The sequence below is a fragment of the Micromonospora sp. NBC_00898 genome (genome assembly GCF_045207895.1).
Classification (GTDB): domain Bacteria; phylum Actinomycetota; class Actinomycetes; order Mycobacteriales; family Micromonosporaceae; genus Micromonospora.
The window spans coordinates 1,166,161-1,187,785 of record NZ_CP108775.1 but is presented as its reverse complement, the minus strand read 5'-3'; the positions used below and the strand labels follow the sequence as shown (position 1 = coordinate 1,187,785).

General features: G+C 72.5%; 22 protein-coding genes. 1 reads left to right on the top strand and 21 read right to left on the bottom strand.

From position 1 onward, the window contains the following. Window positions 1-95: 95 nt before the first annotated feature. The 12 genes from coaBC to pyrR all read right to left on the bottom strand — a co-directional run bounded on the left by coaBC (window position 96) and on the right by pyrR (window position 13,546). Window positions 96-1,304, bottom strand: coding sequence for a bifunctional phosphopantothenoylcysteine decarboxylase/phosphopantothenate--cysteine ligase CoaBC (gene coaBC / locus OG799_RS05625; RefSeq protein ID WP_406043773.1), 1,209 nt, complete (start codon window positions 1,302-1,304; stop codon window positions 96-98). Between the two features lie 14 nt (window positions 1,305-1,318). Beyond that, on the bottom strand, window positions 1,319-1,582 hold the full coding sequence (gene rpoZ, locus OG799_RS05620; protein ID WP_007075826.1) for a DNA-directed RNA polymerase subunit omega: 264 nt from the start codon (window positions 1,580-1,582) through the stop codon (window positions 1,319-1,321). A gap of 45 nt (window positions 1,583-1,627) precedes the next feature. Continuing rightward, window positions 1,628-2,161, bottom strand: a complete 534-nt coding sequence (locus OG799_RS05615; protein WP_406043770.1) for a guanylate kinase — start codon at window positions 2,159-2,161, stop codon at window positions 1,628-1,630. A 25-nt stretch (window positions 2,162-2,186) separates the two neighbouring features. Then, window positions 2,187-2,504 (bottom strand): integration host factor, actinobacterial type, encoded by a 318-nt coding sequence (gene mihF / locus OG799_RS05610; RefSeq protein WP_013285515.1) that lies wholly within the window; start codon window positions 2,502-2,504, stop codon window positions 2,187-2,189. 179 nt (window positions 2,505-2,683) lie between these two features. Beyond that, window positions 2,684-3,520: an orotidine-5'-phosphate decarboxylase gene (gene pyrF / locus OG799_RS05605; RefSeq protein ID WP_406043767.1), complete on the bottom strand. Its 837-nt coding sequence runs from the start codon at window positions 3,518-3,520 to the stop codon at window positions 2,684-2,686. 137 nt (window positions 3,521-3,657) lie between these two features. Next, a complete protein-coding gene (locus tag OG799_RS05600; protein ID WP_406043765.1) occupies window positions 3,658-4,932 on the bottom strand; it encodes an adenosylmethionine--8-amino-7-oxononanoate transaminase in 1,275 nt (424 codons plus the stop codon). A gap of 217 nt (window positions 4,933-5,149) precedes the next feature. After that, on the bottom strand, window positions 5,150-6,190 hold the full coding sequence (locus tag OG799_RS05595) for a quinone-dependent dihydroorotate dehydrogenase (protein ID WP_406043763.1): 1,041 nt from the start codon (window positions 6,188-6,190) through the stop codon (window positions 5,150-5,152). Beyond that, on the bottom strand, window positions 6,187-9,534 hold the full coding sequence (gene carB, locus OG799_RS05590; RefSeq protein ID WP_406043761.1) for a carbamoyl-phosphate synthase large subunit: 3,348 nt from the start codon (window positions 9,532-9,534) through the stop codon (window positions 6,187-6,189). The genes OG799_RS05595 and carB overlap by 4 nt, the downstream gene beginning before the upstream one ends. Next, complete coding sequence (gene carA / locus OG799_RS05585; RefSeq protein ID WP_406043759.1) at window positions 9,527-10,705, bottom strand: glutamine-hydrolyzing carbamoyl-phosphate synthase small subunit; 1,179 nt, start codon at window positions 10,703-10,705, stop codon at window positions 9,527-9,529. The genes carB and carA overlap by 8 nt, the downstream gene beginning before the upstream one ends. Further along, window positions 10,702-11,979 carry a dihydroorotase gene (locus OG799_RS05580; RefSeq protein ID WP_406043757.1) on the bottom strand — a complete coding sequence of 426 codons (1,278 nt, stop codon included), beginning with the start codon at window positions 11,977-11,979 and terminating at the stop codon, window positions 10,702-10,704. Before OG799_RS05580 ends, carA begins: the two co-directional genes overlap by 4 nt. Next, window positions 11,976-12,965, bottom strand: coding sequence for an aspartate carbamoyltransferase catalytic subunit (locus OG799_RS05575; RefSeq protein ID WP_406043755.1), 990 nt, complete (start codon window positions 12,963-12,965; stop codon window positions 11,976-11,978). Before OG799_RS05575 ends, OG799_RS05580 begins: the two co-directional genes overlap by 4 nt. Next, on the bottom strand, window positions 12,962-13,546 hold the full coding sequence (pyrR, locus tag OG799_RS05570) for a bifunctional pyr operon transcriptional regulator/uracil phosphoribosyltransferase PyrR (RefSeq protein ID WP_406043753.1): 585 nt from the start codon (window positions 13,544-13,546) through the stop codon (window positions 12,962-12,964). The genes OG799_RS05575 and pyrR overlap by 4 nt, the downstream gene beginning before the upstream one ends. Window positions 13,547-13,831: 285 nt before the next feature. Here pyrR and OG799_RS05565 point away from each other — a divergent pair, with 285 nt between their 5' ends. Beyond that, window positions 13,832-14,320: a transcriptional regulator gene (locus OG799_RS05565; RefSeq protein ID WP_013285505.1), complete on the top strand. Its 489-nt coding sequence runs from the start codon at window positions 13,832-13,834 to the stop codon at window positions 14,318-14,320. 75 nt (window positions 14,321-14,395) lie between these two features. Here OG799_RS05565 and nusB read toward each other — a convergent pair whose 3' ends face one another. From nusB to ruvX, 9 genes are all read right to left on the bottom strand, one after another. Continuing rightward, window positions 14,396-14,806 carry a transcription antitermination factor NusB gene (gene nusB / locus OG799_RS05560; RefSeq protein ID WP_406046211.1) on the bottom strand — a complete coding sequence of 137 codons (411 nt, stop codon included), beginning with the start codon at window positions 14,804-14,806 and terminating at the stop codon, window positions 14,396-14,398. 23 nt (window positions 14,807-14,829) lie between these two features. Beyond that, the gene (gene efp / locus OG799_RS05555; protein WP_406043749.1) at window positions 14,830-15,387 is read right to left on the bottom strand and encodes an elongation factor P; all 558 of its coding nucleotides are present in this window, start codon (window positions 15,385-15,387) and stop codon (window positions 14,830-14,832) included. A gap of 367 nt (window positions 15,388-15,754) precedes the next feature. Next, window positions 15,755-16,192, bottom strand: a complete 438-nt coding sequence (aroQ, locus tag OG799_RS05550) for a type II 3-dehydroquinate dehydratase (protein WP_406043747.1) — start codon at window positions 16,190-16,192, stop codon at window positions 15,755-15,757. Beyond that, window positions 16,189-17,265: a 3-dehydroquinate synthase gene (gene aroB, locus OG799_RS05545; protein ID WP_406043745.1), complete on the bottom strand. Its 1,077-nt coding sequence runs from the start codon at window positions 17,263-17,265 to the stop codon at window positions 16,189-16,191. Before aroB ends, aroQ begins: the two co-directional genes overlap by 4 nt. Before the next feature lie 59 nt (window positions 17,266-17,324). Then, on the bottom strand, window positions 17,325-17,834 hold the full coding sequence (locus tag OG799_RS05540) for a shikimate kinase (RefSeq protein ID WP_406043743.1): 510 nt from the start codon (window positions 17,832-17,834) through the stop codon (window positions 17,325-17,327). Continuing rightward, window positions 17,831-19,009, bottom strand: a complete 1,179-nt coding sequence (gene aroC / locus OG799_RS05535; RefSeq protein WP_406043741.1) for a chorismate synthase — start codon at window positions 19,007-19,009, stop codon at window positions 17,831-17,833. The genes OG799_RS05540 and aroC overlap by 4 nt, the downstream gene beginning before the upstream one ends. A 99-nt stretch (window positions 19,010-19,108) precedes the next feature. Further along, entirely contained in the window at window positions 19,109-19,924 is an 816-nt protein-coding gene (locus OG799_RS05530) for a shikimate dehydrogenase (protein WP_406043739.1), read from the bottom strand. Further along, window positions 19,921-21,138, bottom strand: coding sequence for an endolytic transglycosylase MltG (gene mltG, locus OG799_RS05525; RefSeq protein ID WP_406043737.1), 1,218 nt, complete (start codon window positions 21,136-21,138; stop codon window positions 19,921-19,923). Before mltG ends, OG799_RS05530 begins: the two co-directional genes overlap by 4 nt. Further along, window positions 21,135-21,596, bottom strand: coding sequence for a Holliday junction resolvase RuvX (gene ruvX / locus OG799_RS05520; protein ID WP_406043735.1), 462 nt, complete (start codon window positions 21,594-21,596; stop codon window positions 21,135-21,137). Before ruvX ends, mltG begins: the two co-directional genes overlap by 4 nt. Between the last annotated feature and the right edge of the window lie 29 nt (window positions 21,597-21,625).

Sequence of the window (21,625 nt, the reverse complement as noted above, 5' to 3'; positions counted from 1 at the left end):
CTCCTAAGCACTTGAAAACTCTTATACGGTCGCTCCGCGGCAGTTTAGTCACCGTGCCTCGAGGGTGACTCAGGCAATGCGGCGGTGACCAGTGTTCAGGACTTGTCGGCCAGCCGGGCCACGACGAGATCCCAGACGTCGTCGGCCAGGTCCTCCTTGGACCGCTCGGGCAGCCGGGCGACCGAGCCGTCCGCGCCGATGACGGTCGCCGCGTTGGTCTCGGCGCCGAAGACCTTGTCCGGGCCGACCTCGTTGATGACGATGAGGTCCGCCCGCTTGCGGGCCAGCTTGGCCCGCCCGTTGGCCTCGGCGTCGCCGGTCTCGGCGGCGAACACCACCAGCACCTGTTCGGGTCGACGGCGTCGGCCCAGCTCGGCGGCGATGTCCGGGTTGGTGACCAGGTCGATCGTCGGCGCGCTGCCGTCGTCCGTCTTCTTGATTTTGCCAGGCGCGTACGTCGCGGGGCGGAAATCGGCGGGAGCGGCGGCCATCACCACGGCGTCCGCGCCGGCCGCGGCCTCCAGCGTCGCCTTGCGCAGCTCCTCGGTGGTGCCCACCCGGACCAGGTCGACGCCGGCCGGGTCGGCGAGCGAGACGTTGGCCGCCACCAGGGTGACCCGGGCGCCCCGGGCGACCGCCGCGCGGGCGAAGGCGTACCCCTGCTTGCCGGAGGAGCGGTTGCCGAGGAACCGGACCGGGTCGAGCGGTTCGCGGGTGCCGCCGGCGGTGACCACCACGTGCCGGCCGGCCAGGTCGGCCGGGGCGGCGACGCCCCGGGCGAGGGTGCGGCGGGCGACGGCGAAGATCTCCGCCGGGTCGGGCAGTCGGCCCTTGCCGGTGTCGGCGCCGGTGAGCCGGCCGACGGCGGGCTCGATCACCCGGACGCCCCGGGACCGCAGGGTCGCGACGTTGGCGACGGTGGCGGGGTGCTCCCACATCTCGGTGTGCATCGCCGGGGCGAGCAGGACCGGGCAGCGGGCGGTCAGCAGGGTGTTGGTGAGCAGGTCGTCGGCGAGCCCGTGGGCGGCCTTGGCGAGCAGGTCGGCCGTGGTCGGCGCCACCACCACCAGGTCGGCGTGCTGACCGAGGCGGACGTGCGGCACCTCGTGCACGTCGGACCAGACGTCGTCGGCCACCGGCCGGCCGGAGAGCGCGGCCCAGGTCGGCGCCCCGACGAAGCGGAGCGCCGACGCGGTCGGCACGACCCGGACCCGATGACCCGACTCGGTGAAGAGCCGGAGCAGCTCACACGCCTTGTAGGCGGCGATGCCACCGCCGACCCCGAGGACGATCTCGGCGGACATCGACGCGGGCGGGCTTACGGCTGGTCGGTCGGCTCGGCGGTGAGCAGGCCCGCGTTGATCTCGCGCATGGCGATCGAGAGCGGCTTCTCCTGCGGGGTGGTCTCCACGAGCGGGCCGACGTACTCCAGCAGGCCCTCACCGAGCTGGCTGTAGTAGGCGTTGACCTGGCGCGCGCGCTTGGCGGCGAAGATCACCAGCGCGTACTTCGAGGTCGTCTTCTCGAGGAGCTCGTCGATCGGCGGGTTGGTGATGCCTTCGGGGTTGGCGATGGATCCCACGAATTAACCTCTGCGTCTTGTGCACCGCCCGGAAGCGGTGGTCTCTCAACCGCTCGGGCGCGGTTGAGCCGGAGCCAGGAAAGAAGAACCGAGCAAGCCTACCAGCTCGTCGGCCGCCCGCTCGGCATGGTCGTGCGTCACGGCGTGCGGGAAGGCCGCCGCCACGGCCGGGTCGGGCCGGTGTCCGGGCGGGGCGAGGAGCACCAGCTGCGCGTCCGGCGCGACGGCCCGGACGGCGAGCGCGCCGCGCAGATCCAGCGGGAGCAGCACCGGCCGGCCCTCGGCCAGCCGGGCGCGGATCCCCGCACGCGGGACGCCGCGCCGGTACGGCCCGATCCGGGTCCACTCCAGCAGCTCGTCGCCGGCGATCATCCGCTCGAACTCGGCCGGGGCGAGGAAGAGCCGGTCGACCCCGTCCACCTCGCCCGCTCCGGGCGGCCGGGTGGTGGCCACCACCGGCACCCAGACGAACGGGAAACGCGCCCGGACCAGCTCGACGACACTCTCCCTGCCGGCCCCCGAAGGTCCGGCCAGGACAGTGAGCCGAGCCGCCGGGCGCGCCTCGTCATCCGTGCTCACCGCTTGTTTCTACACGGTGCGCCGTTCAGTTGGCGGCGAACTCACCAAGCAGAGCCTTGCGCTGCTGCTCGCCCAGGCCACGCAGTCGGCGGCTGTCGGCGATCTTGAGCTTCTCCATGATCTGGGTGGCCCGGATCTTGCCGATGCCCGGCATCGCCTGCAGCACGGCCGAAACCTTGAGCTTGCCCACGACGTCGTCGGACTCGGCCCGCTCGAGGACGGTGGCGAGGGTGGTCTTGCCCTGCTTGAGCTGCTCCTTCAGCTCAGCACGGGCCTTGCGGATCTCCGCGGCCTTCTCCAGCGCGGCAGCGCGCTGCTCGGGGGTCAGTGACGGGAGCGGCACCAGTTCTCCTCAGGTCCCTATCGCGACGGGCGGGGCGCACCGCCGCATCTGTGAAACGTGGTGTCGCTGGCAACCAAAGGGGTCCGTGGTTCCCAGCGCGGGGAAAACTAGCGGTCAACGGAGCTTTCGGCAACGTGGGCGCGCGAGGATCAGCGCAAAGTGACCGAGCCGTCAGTCAGTCAGGAGGTGGCCAGCGCCGTCCGGCAGTCGCCCAGGACCCGGTCCGCCGCGGCCCGCAGGGCGGCCACGTCCGGCCCCGCGTGCAGCACCTCACGGGAGTAGGAGGGCAGCACCGACGGCAGGCTGGAGCCGAAGACGGTGCGCAGGTCGGCCGCCGTGCCACCCTGGGCGCCGAGCCCCGGCGCGAGCAGCGGACCGTTCACCGCGGAGAGGTCGTGACCGGTGTCACCGATCGTCGCGCCGACCACCAGACCGAAGCTGCCGAGCGGCTCGGCACCCCTGTTGAGCTGGGAAATCTCGTCGATCACGGTCTGCGCGACGGTCCGCCCGTCGGCCGTGACGGCGCGCTGCACCGTCGCGCCCTCCGGGTTGGAGGTGAGCGCCAGGACGAAGACGCCGCTCCCGTGCGCGGCCGCCAGCTCGAACATCGGCGCCAGGGATCCGACCCCGAGATATGGGCTGGCCGTGATCGCGTCGACATACATCGGGCTGGATGGGTCGAGGTAGGCCGAGGCGTACGCGCTGACCGTCGAGCCGATGTCGCCGCGCTTGACGTCGAGCAGAACGAGCGAACCCGCATCCCGCAACTGTCGGATAGTTGACTCAAGAATTCCGACACCCCGCGCGCCGAACCGCTCGAAGAACGCCGACTGGGGCTTGACCACCGCAATCCGGTCACCGAGTGCCTCGACCACGGTGTGGGCGAACCGCTCGAGCCCGTCGACGTCGTCGGACAGCCCCCAGCGCGCCAGCAGACCCGGATGGGGGTCGATCCCCACGCAGAGCGGTCCCCGTTCGGCCACGGCCCGGTGCAGGCGGACGCCGAAGCTCTCCATCGCGACTCTCCCTCTCCTCCGCGCGGCGGCACGCCGCGGTGGTCGTACGGCGGGTGGACGCCGCCGCTCGTCGTCTGCCGGCCGCGGCGCGCGGCCGGGAGGTGGCGCGGACCGTCGGCCCGCTCCCCCGGGCCGTCTCAGCCGGCCTTGACCGCAGCCTCGACGCCGCCGACGATCCGCGCCACGTCGGCGGCGTCGGTGACGTACGGCGGCATGGTGTAGACCAAATCGCGGAACGGGCGCAGCCAGACGCCCTGCGCGGCCGCGGCCGCGGTCGCGCGGGTGAGGTCCACCTCGTGGTCGAGCTGGACCACGCCGATCGCGCCCAGCACCCGCACGTCCGCCACCCCGGGCGCGTCGCGCAGCGGCTCCAGCCCGGCCCGCAGCCCGTCGGAGATCGCCGCCACCCGCCCGGCCCAGTCCCCGGACCGCAGCAGGCCCAGTGAGGCGTTGGCGACCGCGCAGGCGAGCGGGTTGCCCATGAAGGTGGGGCCGTGCGCCAGCACCCCGCCCGCCGAGATGCCGCGGGCGATCTCGGGCGTGCAGAGCGCGGCGGCCAGGGTCAGGTATCCGCCGGTGAGCGCCTTGCCGACGCATAGCACGTCCGGGGTGACGCCGGCGTGCTCGGCGGCGAACATCGCGCCGGTGCGGCCGAAGCCGGTGGCGATCTCGTCGAAGACGAGCAGGACGCCGTTCGCCCGGGTCACCTCGCGCAGCACCCGCAGGTAGTGCGGATGGTGGAAGCGCATCCCGCCGGCGCCCTGGACCACCGGCTCCACGATCACCGCCGCCAGCTCGTCGGCGTGCCGCTCCACCGCGTCGACCAGGGCCTGCTCGTACGCCGGGTCCGGCGGGGTGTCGAAGCCGCCGGGCGGCACCGGCGCGAAGACCTGCCGGGGCAGCACGTCGCCCCAGAGGTGGTGCATGCCGCCCTCCGGATCGCACACGCTCATCGGGTGGAACGTGTCGCCGTGGTACCCGCCCCGCCAGGTGCCCAGCCGGCGGCGTTCCGGCCGGCCGGTGGCCCGCTGGTACTGCAGGCACATCTTCACCGCCACCTCGACGCTGACCGAGCCGGAGTCGGCGAGGAAGACGTGTTCCAGGCCGTCGGGGGCCAGCTCGACCAGGGTGCTGGCGAGCCGCACCGCGGGCTCGTGGGTGAGCCCGCCGAACATCACGTGGCTCATCCGGCCGAGCTGGTCGGTGACCGCCGCGTCGAGCACCGGGTGGCGGTAGCCGTGGATCGCGGCCCACCACGACGACATCCCGTCGACCAGCTCCCGGCCGTCGGCCAGCCGCAGCCGTACGCCCTGCGCGCTCGCCACCAGGTAGGGCGGGCCGGCCGGCGGCAGCGCCGCGTACGGGTGCCAGACGTGGGCGCGGTCGGCGGCCAGGATCTCCTCGGGCGTCATCGGGTCTCCTTCGTGTCCCCGGGTGGACTGATACGCGCCCCGGCCCACCGGCTCTGCCGGACGGGGCCGGCCGCCGCGGCGGCCGGACGGAACTTCCATCCCCCCTTTGCGCTGCTGCGGCGACGGCAACACCGGGCGTCCGGATATCGGACGGCGGGCGTTGCGCCGGCTGCAGCAGAGCAGAGGGACCGCCGAGACACCCTCGCCCGGCCGTGGTTCACCGGTGGCCGGCCGGTACCGCCGCCGGACCGCACGCGACGCGGGCGGCCGCGCGGACCAGGGCCGGGCCACGGTAGATGAATCCGGTGTAGAGCTGGACGAGGCTCGCTCCGGCGTCGAACATCCGGGCCGCGTCGTCCGGGTCCAGGATGCCGCCGACGCCGATCACCGGCAGTCGGCCGCCGGTCTCCCGGTGCACGAAGGCGACCACCGCGCGGGCGCGTCCGGTCAGCGGACGGCCGGAGAGGCCGCCGGTCTCCGCGCCGCGCTCCCGATCGGCCGGCGCCAGACCGTCCCGGGACAGGGTGGTGTTGGTGGCGATCACCCCGGCGGCACCCCGGTCCAGGCAGACCTCCAGCAGCTCGGCGATGGCCGGCTCGGTGAGGTCCGGGGCGATCTTCACCAGCACCGGCTTCTCCCCCACCAGCGCCGCGAGCAGCGCGTCCAGGTGGGATCTGTCCTGGAGGGACCGCAGGCCCGGCGTGTTCGGCGAGGAGACGTTGACGGCGAAGTAGTCGCCGTACGCCCGCAGCGCCCGGTAGGAGGACACATAGTCCTCGACCGCCGCGTCCAGCGGGGTCACCTTGGACTTGCCGAGCGAGATGCCCAGCGGCACGCCGATCGGGCGGGGCAGCGCCGCCAGCCGATCGGCCAGCGCCGCGGCGCCGGCGTTGTTGAAGCCCATCCGGTTCACCACGGCCTCGCTGTCCCGCAGCCGGAACAGCCGGGGCCGGGGGTTGCCCGGCTGGGCGTGCGCGGTGACCGTGCCGACCTCGACGAAGCCGAAGCCGAGCGCCGGCCAGGCCGGCAGCGCCGCCCCGTCCTTGTCCATCCCCGCGGCCAGCCCGACCGGGTTCGGGAACCGGACCCCGAACACCGTGCGGGGTGCCCGGACCGCGTACCGGGCCTTCAGCGCGGCCAGGGCCGCCGGCCGGCGGGAGAGCCCCGCCAGCCGGTGCAACGTCCACTCGTGCGCCCGCTCCGCGTCGCCGCCGCCGATGCGGAACAGCTGCGGGCGCACCACCCGCTCGAAGATCACTGGGCGGCCCGCAGGGCGGCGTGCAGCTCCTGCAGGGGGCGGACCCGCATGTCACCACGGATGCGTGCCTCGATGCCCATGACCGCGGCCGCCGCGCCGGGCACGGTCGTGATGCACGGGATGTCCGCCGTGACGGCGGCGCTGCGGATCTCGTACCCGTCGGAGCGGGCACTGGCCCCGGAGCCCTGCGGGGTGTTGACCACCAGGGCCACGTCGCCGCCGAGGATCAGCGACACGGCGTCCTCGCCCTCGCCCGCCTCGTAGTGCTTGCGGATCTGCTCGCAGGCGATGCCGTGCCGGCGCAGCACCTCGGCGGTGCCGGTGGTGGCGACGATCTCGAAGCCCAGGTCCGCCAGCCGCTTGATCGGAAAGATCATGCCGCGCTTGTCCCGGTTGGCCACCGAGACGAAGATCTTCCCGGCGGTCGGCAGGGAGCCGTACGCGGCGGACTGCGACTTGGCGAAGGCGTGCCCGAAGTTGGTGTCGATGCCCATCACCTCGCCGGTGGACTTCATCTCCGGGCCGAGCAGCGAGTCGATCCCCTTGCCGGCCGGGGTGCGGAACCGCTTGAACGGCAGCACCGCCTCCTTCACCGCGATCGGGGCGTCGGCCGGCATCGCGCCACCGTCCCCGGTCGGCGGGAGCAGACCCTCGGCGCGCAGCTCGGCGATGGTGGCGCCGAGCGCGATCCGGGCCGCCGCCTTCGCCAACGGCACCGCCGTGGCCTTGGAGACGAACGGGACCGTCCGGGACGCCCGCGGGTTCGCCTCCAGCACGTAGAGCATGTCGTCCTTGAGGGCGTACTGCACGTTGAGCAGCCCCTTCACCCCGACGCCCCGGGCGATCGCCTCGGTGTAGCGGCGCACCTGCGCCAGGTGGGAGCCGGCCAGGGTGATCGGCGGCAGGGCGCAGGACGAGTCGCCGGAGTGGATGCCGGCCTCCTCGATGTGCTCCATCACGCCGCCGAGGTAGACCTCGCCGTCGGCGTCGACGAGCGCGTCCACGTCGATCTCGATGGCGTCGTCGAGGAAGCGGTCCACCAGCACCGGGTGGTCCGGGGAGATGTCGGTGGCCCGGCCGATGTAGTCGCGCAGCGTGGCGTCGTCGTAGACGATCTCCATGCCCCGCCCGCCGAGCACGTACGACGGCCGGACCAGCACCGGGTACCCGATCTCGTCGGCGATCGCCTTCGCCTCGTCGTACGAGGTGGCCATGCCGTGCGCCGGTGCGCGCAGCCCGGCCCGGGCGAGCACCGCGCCGAACGCGCCGCGCTCCTCGGCCAGGTGGATCGACTCCGGGGAGGTACCGACCACCGGCACCCCGGCGTTCTTGAGCCGCTGCGCCAGCCCCAGCGGGGTCTGCCCGCCGAGCTGCACGATCACCCCGACCACGCCGGGACCGCCGGCCGCCTTGCCGGAGGAGTCCTCGGCGTGCCAGACCTCGAGTACGTCCTCGAAGGTCAGCGGCTCGAAGTAGAGCCGGTCGGCGGTGTCGTAGTCGGTGGAGACGGTCTCCGGGTTGCAGTTGACCATGACGGTCTCGTAGCCGACCTCCCGGAGGGCCATGACCGCGTGCACGCAGGAGTAGTCGAACTCGATGCCCTGGCCGATCCGGTTCGGCCCGGAGCCCAGGATCAGCACCTTGGGCCGGTCCGAGGGCGCGACCTCGGTCTCCTGGTCATAGGTGGAGTAGTGGTAGGGCGTGGTCGCCTCGAACTCGGCGGCGCAGGTGTCCACCGTCTTGTAGACCGGGCGGACGTCGAGCCGGTGCCGCAGGGTCCGGACGCCGTCCTCGGCGGCCAGCTCGGGGCGGAGCGCGGCGAGCTGGCGGTCGGACAGGCCGGCCCGCTTGGCCCGGCGCAGCAGCTCCGCGTCGAGCACCGGGGCGTCCACGATCTCCGTACGCAGCTCGACCAGCGCGGCGATCTGGTCCAGGAACCACGGGTCGATCCCGCCGGAGGCGGCGGCGACCTCGGCGATCGAGGCGCCGAGCCGCAGCGCCCGCTCGACGGTGTAGAGCCGGCCGTCGTGCGGCATCTTCAGCGCGGCGAGGGTGTTCTCCTTCGTCGCCCCGTGCGGATCCGGCACACTCCAGAACCCGGCTGCTTTCGTCTCCATCGAGCGCATCGCCTTGTTCAGCGCCTCGGTGAAGTTGCGGCCGAGGCTCATCGCCTCGCCGACGGACTTCATCGTGGTGGTCAGCTCCGGGTCCGCGCCGGGGAACTTCTCGAACGCGAACCGGGGAATCTTCACCACCACGTAGTCGAGGGTCGGCTCGAAGGCCGCCGGCGTCTTCAGGGTGATGTCGTTGGGGATCTCGTCGAGGGTGTAGCCGATGGCCAGCTTCGCGGCGATCTTCGCGATCGGGAAGCCGGTGGCCTTCGACGCCAGCGCCGAGGAGCGGGACACCCGGGGGTTCATCTCGATCACGACGATCCGGCCGTCGGCCGGGTTGACCGCGAACTGGATGTTGCAGCCGCCGGTGTCCACCCCGACCTCGCGCAGCACCGCGATGCCGAGGTCGCGCAGGCGCTGGTACTCCCGGTCGGTCAGCGTCATGGCCGGGGCCACGGTCACGCTGTCGCCGGTGTGCACGCCCATCGGGTCGATGTTCTCGATCGAGCAGACCACCACCACGTTGTCGTGACGGTCGCGCATGAGTTCGAGCTCGTACTCCTTCCAGCCGAGCACGCTCTCCTCGATGAGCACCTCGTGCACCGGGCTGGCGGCCAGGCCGGCGCCGCCGATCCGGGCCAGGTCCTCGGGCGTGTGCGCCATGCCGGAGCCCAGGCCGCCCATGGTGAACGACGGCCGGATCACCACTGGCAGGCCCAGCTCGGCGACGGTCGCCTCGACCTCGGCCATCGAGTGGCAGACCCGCGACCGGGGCACCAGGCCGGTCGGGTCGTCCAGGCCCAGGCGTACGCCGGCCTTGGCGACGATCTCCTTGAACAGCTGCCGGTCCTCGCCGCGGTTGATCGCGTCGATGTTGGCGCCGATCAGCTCCACACCGTACTTCTCCAGCACGCCCGCCTCGTGCAGGGCGACCGCGGTGTTCAGCGCGGTCTGCCCGCCGAGGGTGGGCAGCAGGGCGTCGGGGCGCTCCTTGGCGATGACCAACTCGACGAACTCCGGGGTGATCGGCTCGACGTAGGTGGCGTCGGCGAACTCCGGGTCCGTCATGATCGTGGCCGGGTTGGAGTTGACCAGGCTGACCCGGATCCCCTCGCTGCGCAGCACCCGGCAGGCCTGGGTGCCGGAGTAGTCGAACTCGCAGGCCTGCCCGATGACGATCGGCCCGGAGCCGATCACCAGGATGTGCTTGAGATCGGTCCGCTTAGGCATTGTTGCGCCCCTCACTCTGCTGCCGGCCGAGGGCGCGGCCCTCGATCAGCTCGGCGAAACGGTCGAAGAGGTAGTCCGCGTCGTGCGGGCCGGCCGCCGCCTCGGGGTGGTACTGGACGGTGAAGGCGGGCACGTCCTTCGCCCGCAGCCCCTCGACCACGTTGTCATTGAGGCAGACGTGGCTCACCTGGACGCCGCCGAACTCGGTCTCGATCACCTGGTCGGGGACGACCGCGCCGTGCCCCGCGCCCGGGACCTCGACGGCGAAGCCGTGGTTGTGGCTGGTCACCTCGACCTTGCCGGTGGCCCGGTCGAGCACCGGCTGGTTGATGCCGCGGTGGCCGTAGCCGAGCTTGTAGGTGCCGAAACCCAGCGCCCGGCCGAGGATCTGGCTGCCGAAGCAGATGCCGAACAGCGGGATCCGCCGGCGCAGCACCTCCTGGGCCAGGCCCACCGGCCCGTCGGCGGTGGCCGGGTCGCCCGGGCCGGGCGAGAAGAAGACCGCGTCCGCGCCCGTGGCGAGCAGGTCGTCGATGCTCGACCCGGCGGGCAGCACATGGGTGGTCACGCCGCGGGCGGCGAGCCGGCGCGGCACGTTGCGCTTGATGCCCAGGTCCAGCGCGGCCACCGTGAACCGGTGCTCGCCGACCGCCTCGACCACGTACGGCTTCTCGGTGGTCACCTCGGCGGAGAGGTCCGCGCCGACCATCTGCGGCGACTGGCGGACCCGGGCCAGCAGCGCCCGCGGGTCGTCGTCGACGCTGGAGACGCCGACCCGCATGGCGCCGCGCTCGCGCAGGTGCCGGGTCAGCGCGCGGGTGTCGACGCCGCTGATGCCGACGACGCCCTCGGCGGCGAGCCGGTCCTCCAGCCCGCCGGTGGCCCGCCAGTTGGAACCGATCCGGGCCGGGTCACGGACCACGTACCCGGCGACCCAGATCCGGCCCGACTCGTCGTCGGAGTCGTTGACGCCGGTGTTGCCGATGTGCGGCGCGGTCTGGACCACCACCTGACGGTGGTAGGACGGGTCGGTGAGGGTCTCCTGGTAGCCGGTCATGCCGGTGTTGAAGACCGCCTCGCCGAAGGTCTCCCCGACGCTGCCGTACGCCTCGCCGTGGAACGTGCGCCCGTCCTCGAGAACGAGGATCGCGGGCCTGCGCTTAGCGCTCACTTGACAGCCTTTCCGTCCAGGACCGTCGGCTCGCCGCGCAGGAAGGTCGCCACGATGCGACCCGGCAGCGTCATGCGGGCGTACGGGGTGTTGCGACTACGACTGGCCAGCTCCGCCGGTTCGATGGTGCGGCGGGCGGCCGGGTCGACCAGGGTCAGGTTGGCCGGCACACCGGGGGCCGGGCCGACGCCGTGCCCCTCCAGGCCGGCGATCCGGGCCGGCGCCCGGGACATCCGCTCGGCGATCAGGTCCCACTGCGGGCCGAGCACGTCGAGGGCGATGGACAGCGCCGTCTCCAGGCCGAGCATGCCCGGCCGGGCGTACGCCCACTCGCACTCCTTGTCCTCCACGGCGTGCGGGGCGTGGTCGGTGGCGATGATGTCGATCACGCCCTCGGCGAGGGCGGCACGGAGCGCGGCGACGTCGGTGGCGGTACGCAGCGGCGGGTTCACCTTGTAGACCGGGTCGTACGTCTCGGCCCGGTCGTCGGTGAGCAGCAGGTGGTGCGGGGTCACCTCGGCGGTGACCTTCACCCCGCGCGCCTTGGCGTGCCGCAGCACCTCGACGCTGCCGGCGGTGGAGACGTGGCAGATGTGCAGCCGGCTGCCGACGTGCTCGGCGAGCAGCACGTCCCGGGCGATGATCGCCTCCTCGGCGACCGCCGGCCAGCCCGTCAGCCCGAGCCGGGTGGAGACCTCGCCCTCGTGCATCTGGGCGCCCTCGGTGAGCCGCGGCTCCTCCGCGTGCTGCGCGATGACGCCGTCGAACGCCTTGACGTATTCGAGGGCCCGGCGCATCAGCTTCGGGTCGGCGACGCAGTGCCCGTCGTCGGAGAAGATCCGCACCCGGGCCGCCGAGTCGGCCATCGCGCCCAGCTCGGCGAGCCGCTCGCCGGCCAGGCCGACGGTGACCGCCCCGATGGGCTGCACGTCGACCAGCCCGGCCTCCCGGCCGAGCCGCCAGACCTGCTCGACCACGCCGGCGGTGTCGGCGACCGGGGAGGTGTTGGCCATCGCGCAGACCGCGGTGTAGCCGCCGAGCGCCGCCGCCCGGGAGCCGGACTCGACGGTCTCGGCGTCCTCCCGGCCGGGCTCGCGCAGGTGGGTGTGCAGGTCGACCAGGCCGGGCAGGGCGACCAGCCCGGTGCCGTCGGTGACCGTGGCGTCGGGCGCGGTGAGGTCCGCGCCGGTCTCGGCCACGACGCCGTCGCGGATCAGCAGGTCGGTCGGCGCGCCGCCGACCAGGCTCACGTTCTTGATCAGGTACGCGGTCACCGGTTGTTCCCTCCGAGCAGCAGGTAGAGGACGGCCATCCGCACGGAGACCCCGTTGGCGACCTGTTCGACGATGGTGGAGCGGGGCGAGTCGGCGACCTCGGGCGTGATCTCCATGCCCCGGTTCATCGGGCCGGGGTGCATGACGATCGCGTGCTCGGGCAGCCGGCGCATCCGCGGGCCGTCCAGGCCGTAGCGGCGGGCGTATTCGCGGGCGGAGGGGAAGTAGGAGTCGTTCATCCGCTCCCGCTGCACCCGCAGCATCATCACCACGTCCACGCTGGGTGCAACGGCGTCGAGGTCGTAGGAGACGTCGGTGCCCGGCGCGAGCGCGGCGGCTGCGCCGCCCTCGCCGGGGCCGCTCAGCGAGAGGTTCGGCGCCACGGCGCCCGCTTTGGCGGCCCAGTCCACCGGGATCAGGGTGGGCGGGCCGACCAGGGTGACCTTGGCGCCGAGGGTGGAGAGCAGCAGCACGTTGGAGCGGGCCACCCGGGAGTGCAGCACGTCGCCGACGATCGCGACGTGCAGGCCGGCGAGCCGACCCAGCCGGGAGCGCATGGTGTACGCGTCGAGCAGCGCCTGGGTGGGGTGCTCGTGGGTGCCGTCGCCGGCGTTGACCACCGACCCGTCCACCCAGTTGGCCAGCCGGTGCGGGGCCCCGGAGGCGGGGTGCCGGACGACCACCGCGTCGGCGCCCATCGCCTGGAGGGTGAGCGCGGTGTCCTTCAGGCTCTCGCCCTTGGTCACGCTGGAGCCCTTGGCGGAAAAGTTGATCACGTCGGCGCTGAGCCGCTTGGCGGCCGCCTCGAAGGAGATCCGGGTCCGGGTGGAGTCCTCGTAGAAGAGGTTCACCACGGTCCGGCCGCGCAGCGCGGGCAGCTTCTTGACCTCGCGGCCGGCGACGGTGGCCATCTCGGCGGCGGTGTCCAGGATCTGGGTGGCGGTGGCCGCGTCCAGGTCGGCCCCGGAGAGCAGGTGCCGGATCATGCGGGATTCCCCCCGTACAGCTTGACCTCGTCGGCGCCGTCGGTCTCGGCGAGGGTGACCTTGACGCTCTCGGCGAGCGCGGTCGGGATGTTCTTGCCGACGTAGTCGGCGCGGATCGGCAGCTCGCGGTGGCCGCGGTCGACCAGGACGGCGAGCTGCACGGAGGCGGGGCGGCCGACGTCGCTGAGCGCGTCGAGGGCGGCCCGCACGGTGCGACCGGAGAAGAGCACGTCGTCGACGAGGATGACCCGCTTGCCGTCGATGCCGCCGGGTGGCAGCTCGGTCGGGCCGACCGCGCGGGTGGCGTGCCGGCGCAGGTCGTCGCGGTAGAGGGTGATGTCGAGCACGCCGACGGGGACGGTCATGTCCTCGAAGGTGCTGATCCGGGCGGCGAGCCGCTTGGCCAGCGGGGCGCCCCGGGTGGGGATGCCGAGCAGCACGGTGTCGGCGGCGCCCTGGGTCTTTTCCAGGATCTGGTGGGCGATGCGGTCGACCACGCGGGACACGTCGGCGGCGGCGAGGATCACCTTCACCGAGGGTTGTCGCGGCGGCGACGACTGGGCAGCCGGTGGGTAGGCCACGGCGGACCTCCTTCCCCGCCTCACGGGACGGGTCGTTAAAGGACGTCTGGGTTGCCGGTCCGGCCGCGAACGGCCCGGACCGGGGCTTCACGCCACGTTACCAGCGGTCACCGGGCCGACCGCCGCCGGTACTGACTCCAGGATCAGGGTGGCGAAATGGGGATAACTCCCCCCGTGCCCCCCAACGGTAATGTCACGACCACTTGACCAGGTGTCGCAATCCCCGTACCGTCACGCTCCGTAGCGATAGCTGGGAGAACCCCGAGCAGCACTGGGAGTGTCCGAATGCCCTCTGAATACGCCAAGTCGCTGGGCGCCCGCCTGCGCTCCATCCGCCAGCAGCAGGGCCTGTCCCTGCAGGGTGTGGAGGAGAAGTCGAACGGGCGGTGGAAGGCCGTGGTGGTCGGCTCGTACGAGCGCGGCGACCGGGCCGTCACCGTGTCCCGCCTGGCGGAGCTGGCCGACTTCTACCGCGTTCCCGTCTCGGAGCTGCTGCCCGACGGCAGTGGGGTGCGTCACGAGCCGACCAGCAAGATCGTCCTGGACCTGGAGCGGCTCTACGACGAGGCCTCCGAGGACCTCGCCTACGTCGCCCGGTACGCCCGCGCCATCCAGCAGCAGCGTGGTGACTACAACGGCCGGGTGCTCTCCATCCGCGCCGACGACCTGCGCGCCCTGGCGATCGTCTACGACGCCTCGCCGTCGGGCCTGATCGAGCGGCTCACCGAGCACGGTGTGCTGGTCGCCGACCCGCGGGCGTTCTTCGCGTCCTGACCCCAGCAGCGACGAAAAGGGCCCGTGCCGTCCGGCACGGGCCCTTTTCGTCGTACTTCGGCGCGGGTCGCCGCGTCAGCGGCTGGCGTACTCGGCGATCCGGCCGAGCACCCCGTTGAGGAAGCGCGGCGAGTCGTCGGTCGACATCTGCCGGGCCAGCTCGACGGCCTCGCTGATCGCCACCGCGTCGTCGATGTCGTCGACGTAGAGCAGTTCGTAGACGGCGATCCGGGCGAGGTTACGGTCCACCACCGGCATCCGGTCGAGGGTCCAGCCCTCGGCGTAGCTGGCGATCAGCTCGTCGATCCGGTCCAGGTGCGCGGCGACGCCCTCGACCAGGCTGACCGCGTAGCCCAGGTGGTCGGGGCGCGGCTTCTCGATCCGCTCGATGTAGCCGGCGAGCACCTCGATCGGGGGCCGGTCGCGCAGGTCCGCCTCGAAGAGCACGTCCAGCGCCCGCTTGCGCGCCTTGCGGCGCGCCGGCATCTGCTGTTTGGGACCCTCGGCCATCAGGCGCGGCCGAGGTAACGGCCGTCGCGGGTGTCGACCTTGATCTTCTCGCCGGTGGTGATGAAGAGCGGCACCTGCACGGTCGCGCCGGTCTCGACGGTGGCGGGCTTGTTGCCGCCGGTCGACCGGTCGCCCTGCAGACCCGGCTCGGTGTAGGTGATCTCGAGCACGACGGAGGTCGGCAGCTCGATGTAGAGCGGGACGCTTTCGTGCGTGGCGACGGTCGCCTCGGCCTCCGGCAGGAGGTAGTTGGCCGCCTCGCCGACGGTGCCGCCGGGGACGGTGATCTGGTCGAAGGTCTCCAGATCCATGAAGACGTAGTCCTCGCCGTCGGCGTACAGGTACTGCATGGTGCGCTTGTCGACGGTGGCGGTCTCGACCTTGGTGCCCGCGTTGAAGGTCTTGTCGACGACCTTGCCGGACAGCACGTTCTTCAGCGTGGTGCGCACGAAGGCGCCACCCTTACCGGGCTTGACGTGCTGGAACTCGACGACGGCCCAGAGCTCCCCGTCGAGGTTGAGTACCAGGCCGTTCTTGAGGTCGTTGGTGGTGGCCATTTCCTGCCTTGATCATCAATTGGCGGACAGACCTGGCAAGTCTACTAGCTGTGTCGAACCGACAGCGCTGCCGCCGTCCCGCCCGCCCCGAGGGTCACCCCGGGTACCGGCGGCGACCACCCACCCGGTCCACCGCACGCCCTTTGCTCTGCTTCAGCGCAGGCAACAGTCACATCCGGTAGCGACCCATCGATGCCGAGCGACCGCGCGCCGGGAAGAAAGGGCAGCTCAACGAGGTGTTGCGCATGCTGAAGCAGAGCAAAGGGGCAGGGTGGGACGGCCCGGTCGGAGATGTCCGTCACGTACCGTCATCAGAGCCAGGACGCCACGGAACGTGACCGCGACGCCGACCGGGAGCTGGGCCGGCTCAGCCGACCGTCGGCCGGGAGGCGAGGTGGTGCAGGGCGAGGCGATAGCCGTCCACGCCCAGCCCGCAGATCACCCCGGTCGCGACCGCGGAGACCACCGAGTGGTGCCGGAACTCCTCACGGGCGTGGATGTTGGAGATGTGCACCTCCACCAGCGGCGCACGCAGCATCGCGCAGGCGTCCCGCACGGCGATCGAGTAGTGCGACCAGGCGGCCGGGTTGAGCACCACCGGCGCGCCCTCGTCGGCCGCCGCGTGCAGCCAGCCGAGCAGCTCGTGCTCGGCGTCGGTCTGCCGGACCACCACGTCCAGGCCCAGCTCCCGGCCGACGTCCACGCACATAGTGACCAGGTCGGCGTAGCTGGTCACCCCGTAGACGTCGACCTGCCGGGTGCCGAGCCGACCCAGGTTGGGGCCGTTGAGCACGTACACCCTCACGAGGAGATCTCCCGGTAGGCGGCGTGCAGCAGCTCGTCGTCAGGGCCCTCCAGGATCGCCGGCCGGGCCAGGCCGTCGAGCACCACGAAGCGCAGCGTGCTGCCCCGGGCCTTCTTGTCGACCCGCATCGCGGCGAGCAGCTCGGGCCACGCGTCGGCGGGATAGCTGGTCGGTAGGCCGAGCGCGGCCACCGCGGTGCGGTGCCGCTCGGCCGTCGCCGCGTCGAGTCGACCGGCAAGTCGGGCCAGCGCCGCGGCGTAGACCAGGCCCACGGCGACGGCGTGCCCGTGCCGCCACCGGTAACCCTCCACCTTCTCGATCGCGTGGGCCAGGGTGTGCCCGTAGTTCAGCACCTCCCGCACCCCGGACTCGCGCAGATCGCCGGAGACCACGTCGGCCTTCACCCGGATCGCCCGCTCGATCAGCTCGCGGGTCACCGGCCCGGTCGGGTCGAGCGCGGCGGCGGGGTCCCGCTCGACCAGGTCGAGGATCACCGGGTCGGCGATGAACCCGCACTTGACCACCTCGGCCATCCCGGCGGCCAGGTCGGCCGGGGGCAGGCTGTCCAGGGTGGCGAGGTCGCAGATCACCCCGGCCGGCGGGTGGAAGGCGCCGACCAGGTTCTTGCCGGCGGCGGTGTTGACCCCGGTCTTGCCGCCCACCGCCGCGTCGACCATGCCGAGCAGCGAGGTCGCGACCGGCACCCAGCGCACCCCACGCAGCCAGCAGGCCGCCACGAAGCCGGCCAGGTCGGTGACCGCGCCGCCGCCCATCCCCACCACCGCGTCGGTACGGGTGAACCCGGCCGCGCCGAGCCGGTCCCAGCAGTCGGCGGCCACGTCGATCTGCTTGCCCGCCTCGGCGTCGGGCACCTCGATCAGCAGCGGCTCGACCCCGACCGCGCGGACCCGCTCACCGAACGTCTCCGCCAACTCCTTGAGCGGGGGGGCGTGCAGCACCGCGACCCGGTTCGCGCCGGGCAGCAGCCGCGGCGGCGGGTCGAGCAGGTCGCGTCCCACCAGCACGTCGTACGGCCGCTCGCCGCCGACCGGGATCCGGGTCACCTCGTCCATCGCCGGCAGCCTAGTCGAGCCGGGGGTCTCCGGGCGGCGAGTGTCCACTTCGTGGCCGCTCAGGGTTTGAGCAGCGCGGCGACTTCCGCCGCGATCTCCGCCGGGTCCCGCCCGTCGGTCAGCACCGTCGCGGTGGCCACCTCGGCGTAGAGCGGGCGACGCTGCTCCATCAGGTGCTTGAGGGTGGCCCGCGGGTTGATCGCCAGCAGCGGTCGACCGGCGCCGAGGCCGACCCGCTTCACCGCGTCGGGCAGCTCCACCGAGAGGTGCACGACGGTGTGGCCGATCAGCGCGGCGCGGTTCTCCTCGGCGAGGATCGCGCCGCCGCCGAGGGCGAGCACCCCGCCGTGCGCGGCCAGCGCCGCCGCCACCGCCGCCCGTTCGAGGGTACGGAAGTGGTCCTCCCCCTCGTCGACGAAGATCTCCGGGATCGGCTTGCCGGCGAGCTGCTCGATGTCGAGGTCGGTGTCCCGGAACTCGACGCCCAGCTCGGCGGCGAGCGCCTGACCGACGGTGGTCTTGCCGGAGCCGGGCGCCCCCACCAGCACACACACCGGCCGGGCGGTCACCGGATCACCAGGGCGTCGAGGTAACCCGCGAGGTTGCGGCGCATCTCGGCGATCGAGTCGCCGCCGAACTTCTCCACGGCCGCCTCGGCGAGCACCAGGGCTACCATCGCCTCCGCGACCACCGCCGCGGCGGGCACCGCGCAGACGTCGGAGCGCTGGTTGATGGCGGTGGCCGGCTCGCCGGTGGTGACGTCGACGGTGGCCAGGGCCCGGTTCAGCGACGAGATCGGCTTCATCGCCGCCTTCACCCGCAGCGGCTCACCGGTGGTGATGCCACCCTCCAGGCCGCCGGCCCGGTCGGTGACCCGGCGCACCCCGGTGGCCGTCGGCAGGATCTCGTCGTGCGCCTCCGAGCCCCGGGAGCGGGCCTGCTGCCAGCCGTCGCCGATCTCCACGCCCTTGATCGCCTGGATGGACATCAGCGCGGTGGCCAGCCGGGCGTCGAGCTTGCGGTCCCACTGCACGTGGCTGCCCAGGCCCGGCGGCACCCCGTACGCCAGCACCTCGACCACGCCGCCGAGGGTGTCGGCGGCCTTCTTCGCGGCGTCGACCTCGGCGACCATCCGGGCGCTCGCCTCCGGGTCGAGGCAGCGCAGCGGGTCGGCGTCGATCCGCTCGGCGTCCTCCGGGGTGGGGCGCAGCCCCGGCTTGGCGGCGACCGGGCCCAGCTCCACCACGTGGGAGACGATCTCGACGCCGAGCGCCTGCCTGACCAGGGCCTTCGCGACGGTGCCCACGGCGACCCGGGCGGCGGTCTCCCGGGCGCTGGCCCGCTCCAGAATGGGCCGGGCGTCGGTGTGGCCGTACTTCTGCATGCCGGCCAGGTCAGCGTGGCCCGGCCGGGGCCGGGTCAGCGGCGCGTTGCGGGCCTGCGCGGCCAGTTCCTCCGGGTCGACCGGGTCGGCGGCCATCACGGTCCGCCATTTTGGCCACTCCGAGTTGCCCACCCGGATCGCCACCGGGCTGCCCAGGGTGACGCCGTGCCGGAGCCCGCCGATGATCTCGACCTCGTCCTGCTCGAACGACATCCGGGCGCCCCGGCCGTAGCCGAGCCGGCGCCGGGCCAGCTCACCGGCGATCTCGGTGGTGGTCACCTCGATCCCGGCGGGCACCCCCTCCAGCATCGCGACGAGGGCGGGTCCGTGCGATTCACCTGCAGTCAGCCAGCGCAACACAGCGGTCAGTCTGTCACGCCCGGTGGCCGGCGCGACGCCACGCCCACCGCGTCCCGCCCTGCGGACGCGCCCGTCCGGGCAGGTTGACCACCGGCGGGGTCAGCTCGCCCGGCGGGCGTCGGCGAGCGCGGCGGCCATCGCCTCGCGGGGCGCGGGGACGCCGGTGAACTGCTCGAACTGGTCGACCGCCTGGGTCAGCAGCAGTTCGAGGCCGGAGACCACCCGGCAGCCGGCGGCGAGCGCGGCGGCGGCGAGGGGCGTCGGCCAGGGGTCGTAGAGGGCGTCGAAGAAGACCGTTCCCGGCCGCCAGTCGAAGTGCGCGGCGAGCGGGTCGGCCACCCCCTTGGGCACGGTGGAGATCACGATGTCGGCTCGGGCGTGCGCCGGGGCGCCGTCCCAGTCGGCGCCGGCGAGGGCCACGCCGACCGCGCGGGCCACCGGGCGCAGCTCGTCGACCGCCTCGGGCCGCCTGGCCACCACGGTCACCTCGGCCGCGCCGAGCCGGGCGGCCGCGGCGAGGGCGGCCCGGGCGGTGCCACCCGCGCCGAGCACCGTCACGACGGCGCCCGACGCGCACCCGGCGGCCGCGAGCACGTCGACCATGCCGGTGACGTCGGTGTTGTCGGCGTACCAGGTGCCGTCGGGTCGGCGTACCAGCGTGTTGGCGGCGCCGACGGCGGCGGCGACCGGCGAGACCTCGTCGGCCACCGCGAGCGCCACCTCCTTGCCCGGCATGGTCACCGACAGCCCGGCCCATTCCGGGCCGAGCCCGGCGACCAGCCCGGGCAGTTCCTCGGCCCCGCACTCGATCCGGGTGTACGACCACCCGGTCAGCCCGGCCACCGCGTACCCGGCGTTGTGGATCACCGGGGAGAGCGAGTGCGCGATGGGCCTGCCGACGACGGCGGCCCTCACGTGCAGTTCGATCCGCTCAGCACGCCGTTGTCGCACATCTTCTTCTGCAACTGCCGGAACTCGGCGTCGTTGCTGCCGTAGCCCATCGTGCCCTTCTGGTCGATGGTCATGAAGTAGATCCAATCCCCCGCCGGCGGGTTCACCGCGCCCTTGAGCGCGTCCTCGCCGGGGTTGCTGATCGGCGTGACCGGCAGTCCGGCCACGTCGTGCGTGTTGTACGGGTTCTTCAGGTCGTGGATCTCGCTGTTCTTCAGGACGTTCGAGTCCTTCGGGTCCTTGCCCTGCAGCCGCAGCCAGTAGTTGATGGCGCTGTCGATCCCGAGGCACTTGCAGCCGATCTTGCCGGCGTAGACCCGGTTGTAGATGACCCGGGACACCTTCGGGAAGTCCACGTGGTTGACCGACTCGGCCTGCGCGATGGAGGCGGTGATCAGCGCCTCGTACGGGGAGATCTTCCGCTCCTGCTGCGCCTTCTGGACGAAGTTCACCTCCTGCGTGACGGTGAGGAACTGGTCCACCATCATCGACAGGATCTGTGTGGCGGTGGCCTTCGGCGGGATCTCGTAGGTCGCCGGGAAGAGGAAGCCCTCGATGCTCTTCGGGCCCTTCTTGCCGTCCCCCCGGTTGAACCAGTAGGCCGGCACGCCCAGCTTGACCGGATCCTTCGCGGCGGCCTTGAACTCGGCGACCGGGATCTTGGTCTGCTTCGACAGGATGTCGTAGATCGCCAGGCTGATGGTGCCCTCGGGGATGGTCACCCCGTTGACCACCCGGCTCTTCGGGTCGAGCAGCAGGGTCACCACGTCGGCGGCCTTCATCTGCTTCCTGACCTTGTACCGGCCCACCTGGATGTTCTTGCTGCGGGAGTTCGCGTCCGCGGCCTCGATGAACGCCTTGGTGCTCTTCACCACGCCCGCGTCGTAGAGGGAGTTGCCGATGTCGGTGAGGGTGTCGCCGGCCTTCACCTCGACCAGCGCCTCACCCGAGCCCGGGCCGTCGTAGTCCGGCGTGACGAAGTGGTTGCGGATCCGGTCGAAGCCGACGTAGGCGCCGCCGCCGATGCCACCGAGCAGCACGAGCGCCATCAGCAGGGCGAAGATCGTCTTGCCCCGACCGCCCGACTTGCCGTTGCGCTTGCGCACCGCGCCGCGCCGGTGCCGGCCCTTCTCCCCCTTCTCCGACTCGTCGAACACCAGATCCAGATCGTCGATCATTGCGTCCGCCTCCGCTGCGCGTCCAGCCAGCTCTGCAGAATCTCCACCGCGGCGGCCTGGTCGACCACCGCCCGTTGACGTTTTCCCCGGACGCCACGTTCGGCCAGCCTACGACTAGCCACGACGGTCGACATCCTCTCGTCCGTCAGCGTCACCGGAACCGGCGCTATTACATCGGCCAGACGGGCAGCGTACGCCGACACGTGGACCGCCGCAGGGCCGTGTTTGCCGGCAAGATTGACCGGAAGGCCCACCACGACCTCGACGGCCTCGTGCTCCTCGATGAGGTCGACCAGCGCCGCCATGTCGGTGGGCACCGCGTCTTCCGCGGCGGTCAGGTCCCGGGCGAGGGTGACCAGCGGGGTGGCCAGGATGCCGTGCGGGTCGGAGCGGGAGACGCCGACCCGGACCTGCCCGACGTCCACCCCCAGCCGGACCCCACGGGACAGCTCAGCCATTATCGGACACCCCCGGTGACAGGCCAGGG

Coding starts and splice junctions, on each gene's coding strand:
- coaBC (WP_406043773.1), bottom strand. CDS start 1,304: ATGTCCGCCGAGATCGTCCTCGGGGTCGGCGGTGGCATCGCCGCCTAC.
- pyrF (WP_406043767.1), bottom strand. CDS start 3,520: ATGGAGAGCTTCGGCGTCCGCCTGCACCGGGCCGTGGCCGAACGGGGA.
- OG799_RS05600 (WP_406043765.1), bottom strand. CDS start 4,932: ATGACGCCCGAGGAGATCCTGGCCGCCGACCGCGCCCACGTCTGGCAC.
- carB (WP_406043761.1), bottom strand. CDS start 9,534: ATGCCTAAGCGGACCGATCTCAAGCACATCCTGGTGATCGGCTCCGGG.
- OG799_RS05575 (WP_406043755.1), bottom strand. CDS start 12,965: ATGATCCGGCACCTGCTCTCCGGGGCCGACCTGGACGCGGCCACCGCC.
- OG799_RS05565 (WP_013285505.1), top strand. CDS start 13,832: ATGCCCTCTGAATACGCCAAGTCGCTGGGCGCCCGCCTGCGCTCCATC.
- nusB (WP_406046211.1), bottom strand. CDS start 14,806: ATGCCGGCGCGCCGCAAGGCGCGCAAGCGGGCGCTGGACGTGCTCTTC.
- efp (WP_406043749.1), bottom strand. CDS start 15,387: ATGGCCACCACCAACGACCTCAAGAACGGCCTGGTACTCAACCTCGAC.
- aroB (WP_406043745.1), bottom strand. CDS start 17,265: ATGGACGAGGTGACCCGGATCCCGGTCGGCGGCGAGCGGCCGTACGAC.
- mltG (WP_406043737.1), bottom strand. CDS start 21,138: ATGATCGACGATCTGGATCTGGTGTTCGACGAGTCGGAGAAGGGGGAG.
- ruvX (WP_406043735.1), bottom strand. CDS start 21,596: ATGGCTGAGCTGTCCCGTGGGGTCCGGCTGGGGGTGGACGTCGGGCAG.